This is a genomic window from Mesorhizobium sp. WSM3864 (assembly GCF_002294955.1).
GTDB lineage: Bacteria > Pseudomonadota > Alphaproteobacteria > Rhizobiales > Rhizobiaceae > Mesorhizobium.
The window spans coordinates 644,012-658,099 of sequence record NZ_NSGD01000002.1; the positions used below are offsets into that span (position 1 = coordinate 644,012).

Here is a 14,088-nt window from a genome sequence, read left to right on the forward strand (position 1 = left end):
CCAAGGAATGGGCGGTATCAAGGAATGAAAGAATGAACGTGAAAGACCTCAAAGTCGGCTGCCAGACTTTTACCTGGGAGATGCTCGGCGACCGTTTTGGCGGCGGCCCGGACGATCTCATCAAGGCGATTTCCGACGGCGGCTATGCCGGCATCGAGATCACCGACACGATGATCGGTCGCTATGCCGGCAAGCCTGCGGAGTTCGCCGCCGCGTTGAAGGCATCCGGCCTCATGCTGGTCTCGTTCGCCTTCGGCTCGAAGAGCGGCTTCACGCTCAAGGAGAAAATCGGCGAGGACCTCGAAACCGCCGGTCGCTGGATCGACTTCGCCGCCGCCTTTCCGGGAGCGCTGGTGTCGATGGGCTCGGCAACCGTCGTCTCCGACGGCCCGCGCGACCACAAATTCGCCATCGCCGCCGAGGTCTACAACAAGGCCGGCGAACTTGGGCGCAAGGCCGGCGTGCAGGTGGCTGTGCATCCGAGCTCGCATCAAAACACGCTGCTCTTCGACCGCGCCGATTATGACCGCATCTTCTCCCTGATTGACCCATCGCTGGTCGGCTGGGTGCCGGACACCGGACACATCTTGCGCGGCCGTCAGGACATGGCCGATACGCTCACCACCTATCGCGACCGCATTCGCTATGTGCATCTGAAAGACGTCGATGCCAACGGCAGTTGGGCGATGCTCGGCGAGGGTGTCTGCGACACGGCTAAGGTGATCGAGATCGCCAGCGCCGCGCCCAACTTCAACGGCTGGCTGGTGCTGGAGGAGGAATCCGAAGCAGCCGCCGCCGATCCGGCGGGCGCGGTGAAGACCAATCGCCAGACCATGCGCGGCTACGGGGCTTGAGGCGATGATCCGCAAACAAGACCGTCGTCTTCGTGTCGGTGTGCTCGGCTGCGGGCCGATCGCGCAGTTCGCGCATCTGGAATCCTGCGTGAAGGCAGCCAATGCCGATCTCTACGCGATCTGCGACGCGGCGCCCGACCTGCTTGCGCGCATGAGCGCCACCTACGAGCCGCAAAAAATGTATGGCGACTATGACGAGATGCTCGCCGACCCCAAGTTGGAGGCGGTGATCGTCGCGACGTCCGACGCCTACCACGTGCCGATGTCGATCAAGGCGCTCGAAGCAGGCAAGCACGTGCTTTGCGAAAAGCCGATCGGCATTTCCGTCGAAGAAGGCGAGAGGCTGGCGGAAGGGGCCAAGCGCTCCGGCAAGGTGCTTCAGGTCGGGCATATGAAGCGCTTCGACCCGGCGCTGGAGGCGGCGCGCGATTTCGTGCGCGACGAGATGGGCGAGATCTTGGCGCTGAAGGCCTGGTATTGCGATTCCACCCATCGCTACACCAATACCGACGCCGTGCAGCCGCTGCCCGTCACCAGCAAGCTGGCGAGGAAGCCGGCCGGCAATCCGAAGGCGGACCTGAGACAGTATTTCATGCTGGCGCATGGCTCGCATCTGGTCGACACGGCGCGCTTCCTGTGCGGCGAAATCACCGCCGTGCGCGCGCGGCTCAACGAACGCTTCGGCGCTTATTGCTGGTTCGTCGAGACGGAGTTCGCCAATGGCGCGCTCGGCCATCTCGACCTGACCGTTGCGGTGCGCATGGACTGGCACGAGGGCTTTCAACTCTATGGCGAGAACGGCTCGGTGATCGCGAAGACCTTCAATCCCTGGTATTTGCGCGCCAGCGAGGTCGACATTTTTCATGAGAAGGACGCGACGTCGCGCAAGCCGCTCGGCGCCGACGGCCACTTCTTCCGCCGCCAACTGGAAGGCCTCGCCGACACGGTGCTCAACGGCGCGCCGCAGCGCGGCGCTACCGTGGAGGACGGGCTCGCTTCGATCCGCGCCATGGTGGCGATCGCCCGCTCGGTCGAAAGCGGCCAGCGCGTTGAGCTCGCCGGCGTCACCGGAGCGATCTGATGCAGGTCGGGGTGTTCGCCAAGACTTTTCCAGGCGGCGAGCCGGCCGGCGTGCTCGCCGCCGTTCGCGAAGCGGGCTTCGCAGTCACCCAGTTCAACCTTGCCTGCGCCGGCCTGCCGTCGATGCCGGACGATGTTCCCGACGAAGCGATCCGTACGATCGATGCCGCCGCTAAGGCTAGCGGCGTCGGTCTCGTCGCGCTGTCGGGAACCTACAACATGGCGCATCCGGACAGCCGGGTGCGTGATGACGGGCTGCGGCGGCTCGGGGTGGTCATTGAGGCAGCCGCCAGGCTTTCGATCCCGCTGGTGACACTGTGCACCGGAACGCGCAACGCCGAGGACCAATGGGCGCACCACCCCGACAATGCCGATCCCTCGGCTTGGGCCGACATGGCGCGGGAAATGGAGAAGGCGCTTCAGCTCGCCGAGCGCCACGGCGTCGATCTCGGCATCGAGCCGGAGCAAGCCAACATCGTGACCTCCGCCGATGACGCCGTGCAGCTGATTTCCGAGATGGGTTCGAACCGGCTGCGCATCGTGCTCGACCCTGCCAATCTGTTCGAGCGAGCGAATGCCGACGAGGCACGCGGCATCGTTGCCGAAGCGGTCGAGCGCACGGCGGGTCATGTCTCTTTGGCGCACGCCAAGGACCGCTTCGCCGACGGGCGCTTCGCCACGGCCGGACAAGGCGTGGTCGACTTCGACGACTTCGTCGCTCGCCTGAGGGCCACAGGCTTCGACGGGCCGCTGGTGACGCATGGGCTTTCGGCCGAGGAAGCGCCGCGCGTCGCCCGCTTCCTCAAGGGGCTCATGTGATGGGCAGGCTCCTGCGCGACGGCGCCACGCTGCATATGACCGACACCGGCGAAGGCCTGGCGGTCGTCTTTCAGCATGGGCTCGGCGGCGGCGAGGCGCAGGTCGCGCAGACTTTCCCCGCAGGCTTCCGGCGCGTCACGCTGGAATGCCGCGGGCATGGCGGCTCTGGGCTCGGCAAGCGGCGGCCGTTCTCGTTCGAAATCTTCGCTGACGATGTGCTTGCCGCCGCCGATCGTGCCGGCCTCGACCGCTTCGTTGCCGGCGGCGTCTCGATGGGCGCCGCGATCGCGCTTCGCCTCGCCTGCCGTCATCCGCGGCGCGTCGCCGCCCTGGTCCTGGTGCGGCCGGCATGGACGTTTTCGCCGGCACCGCAGAACATGCAGCCGATCACCGAGGCCGCCGAGCTCATCCTGGAACACGGGGCCGACAAAGGGCGGACGATCTTCGCGCGATCGGACACGGCAACGCGGCTCTACCGCGAGGCGCCCGACAATCTATCCTCGCTGCTCGGCTATTTCGACCGGCCCGACGCCAAGGGGTTCGCGCAAGTGCTCGCCGATATTGCCAGCGACGGCCCAGGCGTTTGCGACCGCGACGTCGCGGCGCTCGACATTCCTGCGCTGGTCGTCGGCAACGCGATGGACGCGGTGCATCCGCTGTCGAGCGCCTACACGCTTGCCGCCGCGATGCCGCACGCAGTCTTCGCCGAAATCACGCCGAAGGCGCGCAACAGCGCCAGACATTTCATCGAACTGCACGAGCAGATCAGTTCCTTCCTCCAATCCAACTCGAATGCCCGGAGCCTCATTCCGTCATGACCGCCAAACCCGTCTCCGGACCCGCGGCAATAGCCGCACTGCCGCGCAACCGGCTTATCGGCGAATTCTCGCTGTGGTCGGCGGATCTCGCCAATTTGGAGCGCGACCTGAAGCGCATCGAAGCCCATGTCGATCTGCACCATATCGACGTGGCGGATGCCCGCTTCACGCCCGGCTTCCTGTTCTTCCCCGATCTGGTGGCGCGCATTGCCAGGCTGACGGCGAAGCCGATCCACGTCCATCTGATGGTCGAGGCCGAGATCGTCGAGGCTCAGACGCGCCAGTTCATCGAGGCTGGTGCCGATCTCGTAACCATCCATGCCGAGAATGGCGCGGCAGGTTTGCGCGCCGTGAAGCTGGCGCGTGAGCTCGACGCAGAGGCCGGAGTGGTGCTGCGGCTGGAGACGCCGGTTGAAGCGATCGAGCCGTTCCTGCCACGCGTGGCCTTCGTGACGCTGCTCGGCACCTCGATCGGGGTCAAGGGACAGAGCCTGTCCGAGGAAGCCTGCCCAAGGCTGGTCGAGGCGCGCGCGCTGATGAGGAAGGCCGGCCGCGAGGCCGACATCCGGCTCGCCGCCGATGGCGGCATCCGCCATGAGACCGTGCCGCTGCTGCGCGCCGCCGGCGCCGACACGGTGGTGCTGGGCTCGCTCGCTTTCGGCGATCCCAATCTCGCCCAGCGCATGGCCTGGCTGCATGGACTGAAGGCCGCCGCCTGATGAGCACGATCGCCCTTGCCTTCGATCTCGGCGGCACGGAACTGCGCGGCGCGCTGGTCGAGCGCAGCGGCGAGGTCGTCAAGCGCGTCTCGGCGCCGACGCTCGCCGGCGCCGGATCGGAAGCGGTCATCGGCCAGATCATCGCGCTGGCGGACAGGCTGCTTAAAGAACACCCGCAGGCAAAGGTCAGCGGCATCGGCATGTGCGCGCCGGGGCCGCTCGACCCCAAGGCAGGCATCGTCATCGGGCCGCCGACGCTCGCCGGCTGGCACAACGTGCCGCTGATCGACATCCTCAGCCGCCAGTTCGGCTTGCCGGTACGGCTGGAGAACGACGCCAATGCCGCGGCGCTCGGCGAGTGGCGTTTCGGCGCCGGCCGCGGCGCGGGCTCGCTGGTCTTCGTCACCGTCTCGACCGGCATCGGCGGCGGCGTGGTCGCTGATGGCCACATCTACCATGGAAGGCGCGGGCTCGCGGCCGAGATCGGCCACATGACCATCACCGGCGAAGGCGACCGCTGTTTCTGCGGCAACGTCGGCTGCTTCGAGGCCGTTGCTTCCGGCACCGCGCTCGGGCGCCGGGCGACGCGGCTTACCAAGCCAGGCGACGGCTCGGTGCTCAGACGTCTTTCCGACGACGGCGGCGTCTCGGCCCGGCATGTCGTGGATGCCGCGCGCGCCGGCGACGCGGCCGCCTGCGAACTGGTCGAGACCGAGGCGAAATGGCTGGGCATCGGCTTCACCAATCTCCTGCATCTCTATTCGCCGGACCTGATCGTCATGGGGGGCGGCCTCGCAAACGGGTTCGATCTGCTGGCGCCGGGCATCAGGGCGACGGTCGAGGAACGCGCCATGCAAGCCTATCGCGACGTGCCGATCGTGCCGGCCGAGCTCGGCGATCGCGCCGGGCTGGTCGGCGCGGCAAGCCTGATCCTGTGGGAGGGCGAGCCGGGAACGGCGCTGGCGATGGTGCAGAATGAGCAAACGAAGCTCGGCGAAACGACCGGCGCTTCGGCCCGATCGATCATCGAACGGATGAAGGAGAGCGAAGAGAACTGAGACCGACCGCCTTCCTATTGTCCGCGCCCGGCTCGGTCTTGGGCTGAGGTCGCGCCAGAAGATAAAGGGCGGCCACGTGCGTAATCATCAGCAGGGGCACATAGATGATCGGGATCGCGTATGCGGCGCCCAGCTGCCCGGCCTGCTCGGGCAGATGAAGCACGGTGCCGTGATAGTAGTCGCCCACGAGGTCGACTATTCCCACCAGATTGAAGGCCGCGACGGACGGCCAGAAGATCGAGGGCCGCTTCACGCCAAGCAGCGCCAGCATGGCCAGCAGCCCGGTCGCGAAATCGCCATAGGCGCCAAAGACCGCGAAGTCCGCCGGGAGGTTCGGGCCAACCACGCCCGGAATCAGGAAGACCAGCCCGAAGAAGCGGAAGCTGTGCAGCGTCGCGATGGCGCGCTGCGCCACGACGCGGTCCATGAGCCTGAGCCTCGGCCAGATATAGGCGCCGAAGCAAAGCAGCCACGGGACGTAGCCCAGGACGAGATGGGTGTTGAAGATCGTGGCCGGCGTCATTCTTGTCTCCCGTCAGAGATTGGCTGGAACGGCTTCGAATACCGCCGTCAGGATACGGAGACGGCCTTCCAACAGATTGTGTCCAAGATTGGCGGCATAATTCCGCGAACCCGACCCCATGACGACGCCGAGATTTAGCGAAGGCGGCGGCCCCGACGCCCGCAACCGCACGCGATCCAAATCGTCCGTCATTGCCACTTCCCTCCAGCCTTCCAATCGACAACACAGATACGACCGCTTTGTGCCGGGAACTATCCGCGATAATCTCAATGGGTCATGAAGCAAAACTTCACAGTCCGGCACGGCGCCCTCGACGGCGTCGAGGCGTTCCTGAGCGTCGCCAGGCATCGCAATTTCCGCAAGGCGGCGGCGGAGCTCGGCGTCACGCCGTCGGCGATCAGCCAGGCGGTGCGGACATTGGAAGCGCGCATCGGCGCCGCGCTGTTCGTCCGCACGACACGCAGCGTCGGCCTGACCGAAGCCGGCGAGCGCTTTTTCTCGCGCGCCCGGCCAGCCTTCGAGGAATTGATAGCAGCAAGCGAGGTCGCGCGCGAAATCGGCCAGCGGCCGGCTGGGCTTTTGCGCCTGTCGGTACCGCCTGCGGTGGTGCCGACGCTGCTGGAGCCGATGATCGCGTCCTTCTGCCAGGCCTATCCCGAGATCGAGCTGGAGATCGTCGCTAGCGGCGAATTGGCCGACCTCGCAGCCGAGGGATTTGACGCCGGTATCCGGCTCGGCGACCTCATCGCGGCCGACATGGTCGCGGTTCGACTGACGCCGTCCTTCCCGATGGTGGTCGTCGGCAGTCCCGACTATCTACGCCAGCGAACAACGCCGGAGCGCATCGAGGATCTGCGCCACCATGCCTGCCTGCGCCTGCGCCGATCGAACGGTTCGGTCGCGCCGTGGCGCTTCGCCAAAGGCAACAAGGCGGTCGAGGCAATCGTTTCCGGGCCGTTCATTGCACACGACTATCCCACGCTGCTTGGCGCTGCGATCCAGGGCGCCGGGCTTGCCCAGGTGCCAAGCCCGATTGCCGCCGCGGCGCTCGCGGACGGGCGCCTCGAGGCGCTGCTTTCGGCCTTCGCCGCGACATCCCCGGGTGTCTTCCTCTACTATCCGGAAAAACATCAGGTCCTGCCCAAACTGCGCGCGTTCATCGATCACATCAGGTATCGAGGCGGCGCCGAGACCTCCCGAAAACGGCCGCGGGAACGGGAGGCTCAGGCCTAACGCATCAGGCCGATCGGGCAGCGATCCGCGACTGAATGGGGTGGCGATAGCGCAGGCCGGCGTCAAAGTATCGGTGGTGCGGCTTCCGCAGGTGCATGACACGGTGAAGCAAGGCCTGATCACGCCGCTGGTGGCGCTGACCCGCGCCAAGGGCGTGTCAGCCTATCTCGGCCTAACGGGGCGCATGCTTCCTTCAGGCGCGGAGCAGATCAGCGAGGCTGTCAGACTTTTCGACCTTGTCGGTGAGATCGAGCCCGGAGAGCAGATCGACCAGATGGCTGTTCATCAGCGCCGCGGCGTCGGCGCTGTCGCCGGCTTCAATGGCGTCGACCAGCGCGTGATGGGCATGTTTCTCGCAGGTCGCGTCGCGGCGTTTCCAGTAGAGCGCGATGATCAGCGAGGAATGCGAGACGAGGTCGCGCACGAAGTTGGTGAATACCGAATGCGCCGCGATCTCGGCGATGCCGACATGGAAGCGCGCCGACAGCATGATGGCGTCGCTGTCGCGACCGGCATGCAGCGCCTCATGCTCCTTCTCCAGGTGCATTCGCAATTGCGCGATGTCGGAGGGCACCGCAGCCTTTGCGGCGAGCGCCGCCACCTTGGGTTCGATCAGTGCCCTCGCCTCAAACACTTCGCGCGCCTCGATCTTCGAGGGCTGTGCGACGAAGGCACCGCGGTTGGGCTCCAGCCGCGCCAGCCGGTCATGCGCAAGGGCCTGCAAGGCGGCGCGGACGACGGTGCGACTCACCGAATAGATCGACGCCAGCTCGTCCTCCGGCAGCTTGGTGCCCGGGGCGAGACGATGGCTGACGATGGCGTCTCTCAGCCCATAGTAGATCGGCGACCAGCGCGCTGCCGGCTTGTCGTCGCGATCGTCTTCTCTGAGTACCGTCAACATGCTTTCAATGCGCAGGCCCGACGCGGCCCGCTCTGCCCCCAAATCGCCAGCGGCCGGTCCAATCTAATGGCGCTCGCGCCCCGGTCAATCCCGCGGGACCGATCTCCCGGGGCCACGTTTACCCAGGCGAACCGGCGCCCGGGGGAGACGCCGAAGCGAAGATACCCGCGAAACGCTTGCCTCGCGGGGCGGCATAGCCGCCGATCTTCGATGTCTTCAAGCCGACCTTGAACAGGCTCTCGGCCAGGGTGACGGCGCAGACGACGCCGTCAAGCACCGGAACGCCATGCTCTTGCGACAGGCTGTGCGCAAGGTCGGCCATGCCGGCGCAGCCCAGCACGATCGCCTCGGCGTGATCCTCGCGAATGGCGCGCGCGATCTCGTCCGAGATCCGATGCCTGGCGTTCGAGCCTGGCCGTTCAAGTTCGAGCACGGCGACTTCCGACGAGCGCACTTTGGCGCAGCGCGAGGCAAGACCGTATTTCGCAAGGTTGTGCTCGATGGCGGGGACTGAGCGGGCGAGCGTGGTCACCACGCTGAACTTGCCGGCGACAAGGCTGGCGAGATGGAAGGCCGCCTCGCCGATGCCGATGACCGGCGCTTCGGTCGCGCAGCGCGCGGCGTCGAGCCCGGTATCGTCGAAGCAGGCGATCACATAGGCATCCGCCGCCGGCGCCTTGCTCATCTCGGCGATGATGCCCGGTACGGCGAACACCTCGTCGAAATAGCCCTCGATGCTCGGCGGACCATCGGCCGGATTGACAGCGACGATTTCGGTTCCTGATGAGGCGACGCTTGTCGCCGCCTTGCCGATCTTGCCGGTCATCGACGCGGTCGTGTTGGGGTTGATGACGAGTATGCGCATTAAAATCAGCCTCAGATCTCGCCGCCGAGATAAAGACGCTTGACCCGGTCGTCGCTCAGCAATTCGGCGGAGTTGCCGCTCAGGGCGACGCTGCCGGTGGTCAGCGCATAGGCGCGCTGCGAAATGCGAAGCGCCATGCGGGAATTCTGCTCGACCAACAGAACGCTGACCTTCTCGTCGCGGTTGATGGCGACAATCGAGCGGGCGATGTCCTGGACAAGTTTTGGCGCGACTCCGAGCGACGGCTCGTCGAGCAGCAAAAGCTTCGGCTTGGCCATCAGCGCGCGGCCGATGACCAGCATTTGCTGTTCGCCGCCGCTCATCGTGCCGGCAGCTTGGGAGAAGCGCTCCTTCAGCCGGGGAAAGCGCCCCAGCACCATCTCCAACGTCGCCGCGATCTCGGCCTTGCTCGAGCGCGTGAAGGCACCCATCAAAAGGTTGTCCCTGACCGTCATATAGGGAAAGACGCGGCGCCCTTCCGGCACCATGGCGATGCCCATCTTGACGATCTCGTCTGGAGCGGCACCGTCGATGCGCTTGCCGCTGTAGTGGATCTCGCCGGACCTTATCCGGTTGAGCCCGGTGATGGCGCGCAGGATCGACGACTTGCCGGCGCCGTTGGCGCCGATCAGCGCGACGGTCTCACCCTCATTGACCTCGAGCGAGACGCCCTTCAGCGCATAGACGTGATCGTAATAGAGTTCGACGCCGGCGAAGTTCAGGATCTGGTTCATAGCCCGATCGCCTCGTCTTCGCTGCCGAGATAGGCTTCGATGACCTTCTCGTTGGCCTGGATTTCCGACGGTGTTCCCTCGGCGATCTTCTGCCCGAAATTGAGCACCACGATGCGGTCCGAGATCTTCATCACGGCCGGCATGTCGTGCTCGACGAGCAGGATGGTAAGGCCGAGATCGCGCAGGCGCCGCACCATCGCCACCATGCGCATCGTCTCCTCGTGATTCATGCCGGCAAAGGGCTCGTCGAGCAGCAGGATCGAGGGATCGGTGGCAAGGCCGATGGCGATGCCCAGCGCCCGCAAATGGCCATGTGGCAGGTTGCGGGCGATCTCGCTGGCAAGCGAAGCCAGGCCGAGCAGCGCCAGGATCTCGTCGGCGGACTGGCCGAAAGCCGCTTCGTCTGCCTTGGCCGTGCCGGTGCCGAGAAAGAAACCGACGAGGCTCGCCTTCGAGCGCAGATGATGCGCGATGATGACGTTGTCGCGCACGCTCATGTTCTTGAAGATCGTCGTTTCCTGGAAGGTGCGCACGACGCCCTTGCGCGCGGCAATATGCGGCGCCATGCCGGAGATGCGTTCACCCTTCAGGCGGACCTCGCCGGACGTTGGCCTGAGGAACGACGAGATCAGCTTGAACAGCGTCGATTTGCCGGCGCCGTTCGGACCGATGACCGAGAGAATCTCCTTCTCGCGCACCGAGAAGGAGACGTTGTTGACCGCGACGAGACCGCCGAAGCGCTTGGTGATGCCGGAAACTTCGAGCATTTCGGCCATGGCTCAAGCCTTCTTCCGGGTCGGAACCGTGAGGCTGAGCAGGCCGTTTGGCAGCACCAGCATCAATACGATCATCAGGCCGGAATATATCAGGAGCTGGAACTGGCCGGTCTGGAACAAGAGGTCCCAGCCGAAATAGAGCACCAGCGTGCCGAGCATCGGACCGAACACGTAGCCGAGGCCGCCGAGGAAGCAGTTCAGCATGAAGTTGACGGAATCGGTGACCGTGAAGCTCGACGGATAGATCGACTGCGAGATGGCGGCGAAGATGGCGCCGGCAAGCCCACCGAAGAAGGAGGACACCGCATAGGCGATGACGCGCAGATAGGCGATGTTGACGCCGATCGAGGAGGCGAGTTCCTCGTTCTGCTGCAGCGACTGGCAGAGCTTGCCGATGCGCGAGTTGACCAGCCGATACATCACCGCGAAGCAGCCCACCATCAGCGTGACCGCCAGCAGGTAGAACGCGAGCCGCGAATTCTGCAGCGTGGCGAAGTCCGGGATGATGGTCAGCCCGAAGACCGAGAGCGCGCCGGGCAGCGGGATGCTGACGATGCCCTTGGCGCCGTTGGTGATCGGCAGCGCCAGCGCCAAGAGCCGCACGACCTCGGTCAGAACCAGCGTCACCATGGCGAAATAGACGCCGCGCAACCGCAGGATCGGCAGACCGATCAGCACGCTCGCGGCGGCGCAGAAGAGACCGGCGACAGGCAGCGTCAGCCAGAACGACCAGCCGTGGTTCATCACCAGTATGGCCGAGACATAGCCGCCCATCAGCGCATAGGCGCCCTGGCCGATATTGATGCGGCCGATGTAGAAGGTGAGCCACACGCCGGCGCTGGCGATGCTGAGCAGCGCCACCGAGGTCAGCGTGTAGTAGAGGTCGATGCGGCCGCTTGCCGAGATCGCGGCCGGCACGGCGATGAAGACGATCGCCAGGAAGGTTGCGACCGAAGCGATCTTCATGTTGCGATTGCGGGTCATGGCGCGCTCAACCCCACGGCTTGCCCATCAGCCCGTTGGGGCGGATCGACAGAAACACCATCAGGGCGGCGAAGATGACGAGGTAGGTGACGTCGCCATATTCGCGCAGCGCGGTGAGGCCGACCGATTCCATCATGCCGAGGATGAAGCCGCCGGCGATCGCCCCGCCGACGACCCCGGCGCCGCCGATCATCACCATCAGGAAGGCCTTGATCGAGATCGGGCCGCCAATGCCGGAATTGACGCCGGTGATGGTGACCAGCAGGCCGCCGACAACGCCCGCCAGCATGGCGCCGAGCGCGAAGCCGATCATCGAATAGCGGTCGACCCTGACACCCATCAGCTGGGCCGCGACACGGTCCTGGGCGAGCGCGCGCATGGCGCGGCCGACCCGGCTGTACTGCATGTAAAGGACAAAGGCGGCGATGAAGACGATGGCCAGAGCGCCGACAACCAGGCGGTCATAAGGCATGATGATGCCGGCCTCGTTGAAGACGCCTTTGACGATCTTGGGAACGCCGCGCTGCTTCTCACCGAACATGAGCAGGATGACGGCGTCGAAGAAGAAGGCCGTCGCGGCGGCGAGCAGCATGGTGCTCTCCTCGCGGTGACTGCGGCGGATAACCGTTCGAAAGAGGAATCTCTCCATCAGCGCGCCGATGACGGCGAGCGTCACGCCGGAGGCCAGCAGCGCCACCACGAAAGGCAGGCCGAGTTGGCCGTAGACGGTATAGGTGATGAACCCGCCCAGAACGTACATCTGCCCGTGGGCGAAATTCAGCACGTTCATCAGGGCGAAGATCAGGGTTAGCCCGAGCGCGATCAGCGCGTACTGGGCGCCGAGATACAATCCGTTGGCGATGACCTGTTCCATGGATCCTTCGATCTTCCGCAGGGTCCGAGCATCGCCCGGACCCCCGGCATTCGGGAGGAAGTAACCTTAGGAACCCAAACCTAGTCGACGGAGCCGACGAACAGGGTCTGGAAAGCGCCGTCCTTGTATTCGTTGACCACCATCGGCACGGCTAGCTGACGCTTCTGGCCGAAGGAGGTCGCGCCGACATAGCTCAGCTTGGCGTCGCCCTTCAGGAAGGGGTTGGGCGCCGAGAAGGTGTCCATGGTCTTCTTGAATTCGTCGACATTGTTGATGGCGGCCGGATTGGCCTTCATCGTCTCGATGATGTACTCCAACGCGTAGACCTTGGTATTGGACTCGTCGTTATACTCGCCGAACATCTTGGTGTAGCGGGCGACGAAGTCCTTCATCTCGTCCGAAGCGATCTCCGGTGTCGAGGCACCGCCGACGGAAATGAAGCCGTTGGCGTATTCGCCGGCGCCCTCCTCCAGAACCTTGGCGTCCTGCGCCGTCTCGGTCGAGATCAAGCCCTCGAAGCCGAGCTCGCGGGCGGCGCGGATGAGCAGCGGCGCGTTGGCCGGCGCCACGCCGGACAGCACCAGCAGATCGGGCTTCAGCGCCACGATCGGGGTGAGCACCGGCGTGAAGTCGCGGGTGTCGTTCTGGTACGTGTCGTTCTGCGCGACGACGTCGAGCCCGAGCGCCTTGGCCGCCTCGACGCCGCTGTCACGCTGGCTGAGCGGGTCGGATTCGTTCGCGGCGACAAAGGCGATCGTCTTCACGCCCTTGTTTTCCTTGAGGTATTTATAGATCGCCGGGCCCGACTGGTAGTTGGCGATCATGCCGAGCACGGCGTTCGAGGCCGGCTTCTGGTAGAGCGCCTTCGGGAAGGCGTAGGGGAAATAGATGATGCCGTTGGCCTCGGCGACAGGGCGCACCGCAGCAGCGCCGTCATCGACATTGGGTCCGACGACATAGTGGATGCCCTCCTGCGCCATCTTCTCCATGCCGGCGATGGCGCGCTTGGGATCTTTCTGGTCGTCGAAGGTGACGATGTTGATGTTGTAGGTGTCGTCGCCGATCTTGACGCCGCCTTTTTCGTTGAGCCAGGCGGCGCGCGTCTGCATCGAGCGCACATTGGACGTGCCCCAGGCGGCGGCGGGACCGCTGGTGACGCCAACGAAGCCGATCTTCAGTTCCTTGTTTTCAGCCTGCGCGGACGGGATGCCTATGGCGGCCATGGCCAGGGTCGAGGCGGCGCCAAGCACCAGCGATTTCAAAGTCGAGCGTCGGTTGATCATATCGGTTCCCTTCTGGTTATCGCGCTTTTGTTTTTGCTCATGGCTGCGCGGATAGCCTATGGAAGCCGCCTGCGAGAGATTGTCAACAGATTTCTTTGTTATTGTATACAATGTTTGGACTGAATGTGTGCGACGGCAGAGCGGCCCAACCGCGAGCGCAGGCTGAGGACTGGCTGCCCGAACGGCCAGCCACCTCGGCGAACGATCAGTGCGCGGCATGATAAAATGGAGGCGGTCGCGGCTTGCCGACGGCTGGGCGCGGGGCAGACCTTATTTTCCGCAATGATGGTCGTTGATTTTGTTCAGCGCATTCGCGTCCGGCGCCGTCCGGTGGTATGAACACGCGCCCGCCGCCGTGGTGACCAGCATGGCGTCATAGTAGCGCGGCCCGCCGAACAGGATGTCGATGAGGTCGCCTTCGGCCGGAACGTAGCGCTCCTGCTCGACCGGGCGCTTCAGATGCCGGTCGCCGGCGAACGCTGCGCCGGACACGCCAATGGCCGTGGCCAGAACGAGAGCGGAGATCGCAAGGTTTTTCGTCATCGGCGGCACCTTTCCGGCCATTTC

The 14,088-nt window shown here is 65.1% G+C and carries 17 protein-coding genes; 7 read left to right on the forward strand and 10 right to left on the reverse strand.

The window, feature by feature from the left end:
* The first annotated feature begins 32 nt into the window (after positions 1–32).
* Genes CK215_RS07305 through CK215_RS07330 form a run of 6 tightly spaced genes read left to right on the forward strand, consistent with a single transcriptional unit; the run spans position 33 to position 5,348 of the window.
* Positions 33–854 (forward strand): sugar phosphate isomerase/epimerase, encoded by an 822-nt coding sequence (locus tag CK215_RS07305; protein WP_095830617.1) that lies wholly within the window; start codon positions 33–35, stop codon positions 852–854.
* A 4-nt stretch (positions 855–858) separates the two neighbouring features.
* The gene (locus tag CK215_RS07310; RefSeq protein ID WP_095830511.1) at positions 859–1,935 is read left to right on the forward strand and encodes a Gfo/Idh/MocA family oxidoreductase; all 1,077 of its coding nucleotides are present in this window, start codon (positions 859–861) and stop codon (positions 1,933–1,935) included.
* Positions 1,935–2,753, forward strand: a complete 819-nt coding sequence (locus tag CK215_RS07315) for a sugar phosphate isomerase/epimerase (protein WP_095827010.1) — start codon at positions 1,935–1,937, stop codon at positions 2,751–2,753. Before CK215_RS07310 ends, CK215_RS07315 begins: the two co-directional genes overlap by 1 nt.
* Positions 2,753–3,571: an alpha/beta hydrolase gene (locus CK215_RS07320; protein ID WP_095830512.1), complete on the forward strand. Its 819-nt coding sequence runs from the start codon at positions 2,753–2,755 to the stop codon at positions 3,569–3,571. Before CK215_RS07315 ends, CK215_RS07320 begins: the two co-directional genes overlap by 1 nt.
* Positions 3,568–4,290, forward strand: a complete 723-nt coding sequence (locus CK215_RS07325; RefSeq protein WP_095830513.1) for a ribulose-phosphate 3-epimerase — start codon at positions 3,568–3,570, stop codon at positions 4,288–4,290. The genes CK215_RS07320 and CK215_RS07325 overlap by 4 nt, the downstream gene beginning before the upstream one ends.
* A complete protein-coding gene (locus tag CK215_RS07330) occupies positions 4,290–5,348 on the forward strand; it encodes an ROK family protein (RefSeq protein WP_245418628.1) in 1,059 nt (352 codons plus the stop codon). The genes CK215_RS07325 and CK215_RS07330 overlap by 1 nt, the downstream gene beginning before the upstream one ends.
* On the opposite strand, the gene CK215_RS07335 is transcribed toward CK215_RS07330, so the two are convergent.
* Positions 5,314–5,871, reverse strand: a complete 558-nt coding sequence (locus tag CK215_RS07335; RefSeq protein WP_245418629.1) for a hypothetical protein — start codon at positions 5,869–5,871, stop codon at positions 5,314–5,316. The genes CK215_RS07330 and CK215_RS07335 overlap by 35 nt on opposite strands.
* 12 nt (positions 5,872–5,883) lie before the next feature.
* Complete coding sequence (locus CK215_RS07340) at positions 5,884–6,063, reverse strand: hypothetical protein (protein WP_245418630.1); 180 nt, start codon at positions 6,061–6,063, stop codon at positions 5,884–5,886.
* Between the two features lie 84 nt (positions 6,064–6,147).
* Here CK215_RS07340 and CK215_RS07345 point away from each other — a divergent pair, with 84 nt between their 5' ends.
* Complete coding sequence (locus CK215_RS07345) at positions 6,148–7,104, forward strand: LysR family transcriptional regulator (RefSeq protein WP_095830514.1); 957 nt, start codon at positions 6,148–6,150, stop codon at positions 7,102–7,104.
* A gap of 193 nt (positions 7,105–7,297) precedes the next feature.
* On the opposite strand, the gene CK215_RS07355 is transcribed toward CK215_RS07345, so the two are convergent.
* The 8 genes from CK215_RS07355 to CK215_RS07390 all read right to left on the reverse strand — a co-directional run bounded on the left by CK215_RS07355 (position 7,298) and on the right by CK215_RS07390 (position 14,064).
* Positions 7,298–8,005 carry a GntR family transcriptional regulator gene (locus tag CK215_RS07355; protein WP_066989406.1) on the reverse strand — a complete coding sequence of 236 codons (708 nt, stop codon included), beginning with the start codon at positions 8,003–8,005 and terminating at the stop codon, positions 7,298–7,300.
* 118 nt (positions 8,006–8,123) lie between these two features.
* Positions 8,124–8,870, reverse strand: a complete 747-nt coding sequence (locus CK215_RS07360; protein ID WP_095781822.1) for an aspartate/glutamate racemase family protein — start codon at positions 8,868–8,870, stop codon at positions 8,124–8,126.
* 11 nt (positions 8,871–8,881) lie between these two features.
* Positions 8,882–9,604, reverse strand: a complete 723-nt coding sequence (locus tag CK215_RS07365) for an ABC transporter ATP-binding protein (protein WP_066989044.1) — start codon at positions 9,602–9,604, stop codon at positions 8,882–8,884.
* Complete coding sequence (locus CK215_RS07370; RefSeq protein WP_095776295.1) at positions 9,601–10,380, reverse strand: ABC transporter ATP-binding protein; 780 nt, start codon at positions 10,378–10,380, stop codon at positions 9,601–9,603. The genes CK215_RS07365 and CK215_RS07370 overlap by 4 nt, the downstream gene beginning before the upstream one ends.
* 3 nt (positions 10,381–10,383) lie before the next feature.
* A complete protein-coding gene (locus CK215_RS07375) occupies positions 10,384–11,364 on the reverse strand; it encodes a branched-chain amino acid ABC transporter permease (RefSeq protein ID WP_095781824.1) in 981 nt (326 codons plus the stop codon).
* A gap of 7 nt (positions 11,365–11,371) precedes the next feature.
* Positions 11,372–12,238, reverse strand: coding sequence for a branched-chain amino acid ABC transporter permease (locus CK215_RS07380; RefSeq protein WP_066989049.1), 867 nt, complete (start codon positions 12,236–12,238; stop codon positions 11,372–11,374).
* A gap of 80 nt (positions 12,239–12,318) precedes the next feature.
* The gene (locus CK215_RS07385; protein WP_095830618.1) at positions 12,319–13,521 is read right to left on the reverse strand and encodes an ABC transporter substrate-binding protein; all 1,203 of its coding nucleotides are present in this window, start codon (positions 13,519–13,521) and stop codon (positions 12,319–12,321) included.
* 270 nt (positions 13,522–13,791) lie between these two features.
* A complete protein-coding gene (locus CK215_RS07390; protein ID WP_095830619.1) occupies positions 13,792–14,064 on the reverse strand; it encodes a hypothetical protein in 273 nt (90 codons plus the stop codon).
* Between the last annotated feature and the right edge of the window lie 24 nt (positions 14,065–14,088).

What these genes read in the sequence shown, in the direction of transcription:
- CK215_RS07325 (WP_095830513.1), top strand. Translation starts at nt 3,568, where the DNA reads ATGACCGCCAAACCCGTCTCCGGACCCGCGGCAATAGCCGCACTGCCG.
- CK215_RS07340 (WP_245418630.1), bottom strand. Translation starts at nt 6,063, where the DNA reads ATGACGGACGATTTGGATCGCGTGCGGTTGCGGGCGTCGGGGCCGCCG.
- CK215_RS07360 (WP_095781822.1), bottom strand. Translation starts at nt 8,870, where the DNA reads ATGCGCATACTCGTCATCAACCCCAACACGACCGCGTCGATGACCGGC.
- CK215_RS07365 (WP_066989044.1), bottom strand. Translation starts at nt 9,604, where the DNA reads ATGAACCAGATCCTGAACTTCGCCGGCGTCGAACTCTATTACGATCAC.
- CK215_RS07310 (WP_095830511.1), top strand. Translation starts at nt 859, where the DNA reads ATGATCCGCAAACAAGACCGTCGTCTTCGTGTCGGTGTGCTCGGCTGC.
- CK215_RS07385 (WP_095830618.1), bottom strand. Translation starts at nt 13,521, where the DNA reads ATGATCAACCGACGCTCGACTTTGAAATCGCTGGTGCTTGGCGCCGCC.
- CK215_RS07330 (WP_245418628.1), top strand. Translation starts at nt 4,290, where the DNA reads ATGAGCACGATCGCCCTTGCCTTCGATCTCGGCGGCACGGAACTGCGC.
- CK215_RS07320 (WP_095830512.1), top strand. Translation starts at nt 2,753, where the DNA reads ATGGGCAGGCTCCTGCGCGACGGCGCCACGCTGCATATGACCGACACC.
- CK215_RS07345 (WP_095830514.1), top strand. Translation starts at nt 6,148, where the DNA reads ATGAAGCAAAACTTCACAGTCCGGCACGGCGCCCTCGACGGCGTCGAG.
- CK215_RS07315 (WP_095827010.1), top strand. Translation starts at nt 1,935, where the DNA reads ATGCAGGTCGGGGTGTTCGCCAAGACTTTTCCAGGCGGCGAGCCGGCC.
- CK215_RS07390 (WP_095830619.1), bottom strand. Translation starts at nt 14,064, where the DNA reads ATGACGAAAAACCTTGCGATCTCCGCTCTCGTTCTGGCCACGGCCATT.
- CK215_RS07305 (WP_095830617.1), top strand. Translation starts at nt 33, where the DNA reads ATGAACGTGAAAGACCTCAAAGTCGGCTGCCAGACTTTTACCTGGGAG.
- CK215_RS07355 (WP_066989406.1), bottom strand. Translation starts at nt 8,005, where the DNA reads ATGTTGACGGTACTCAGAGAAGACGATCGCGACGACAAGCCGGCAGCG.
- CK215_RS07375 (WP_095781824.1), bottom strand. Translation starts at nt 11,364, where the DNA reads ATGACCCGCAATCGCAACATGAAGATCGCTTCGGTCGCAACCTTCCTG.
- CK215_RS07380 (WP_066989049.1), bottom strand. Translation starts at nt 12,238, where the DNA reads ATGGAACAGGTCATCGCCAACGGATTGTATCTCGGCGCCCAGTACGCG.
- CK215_RS07370 (WP_095776295.1), bottom strand. Translation starts at nt 10,380, where the DNA reads ATGGCCGAAATGCTCGAAGTTTCCGGCATCACCAAGCGCTTCGGCGGT.
- CK215_RS07335 (WP_245418629.1), bottom strand. Translation starts at nt 5,871, where the DNA reads ATGACGCCGGCCACGATCTTCAACACCCATCTCGTCCTGGGCTACGTC.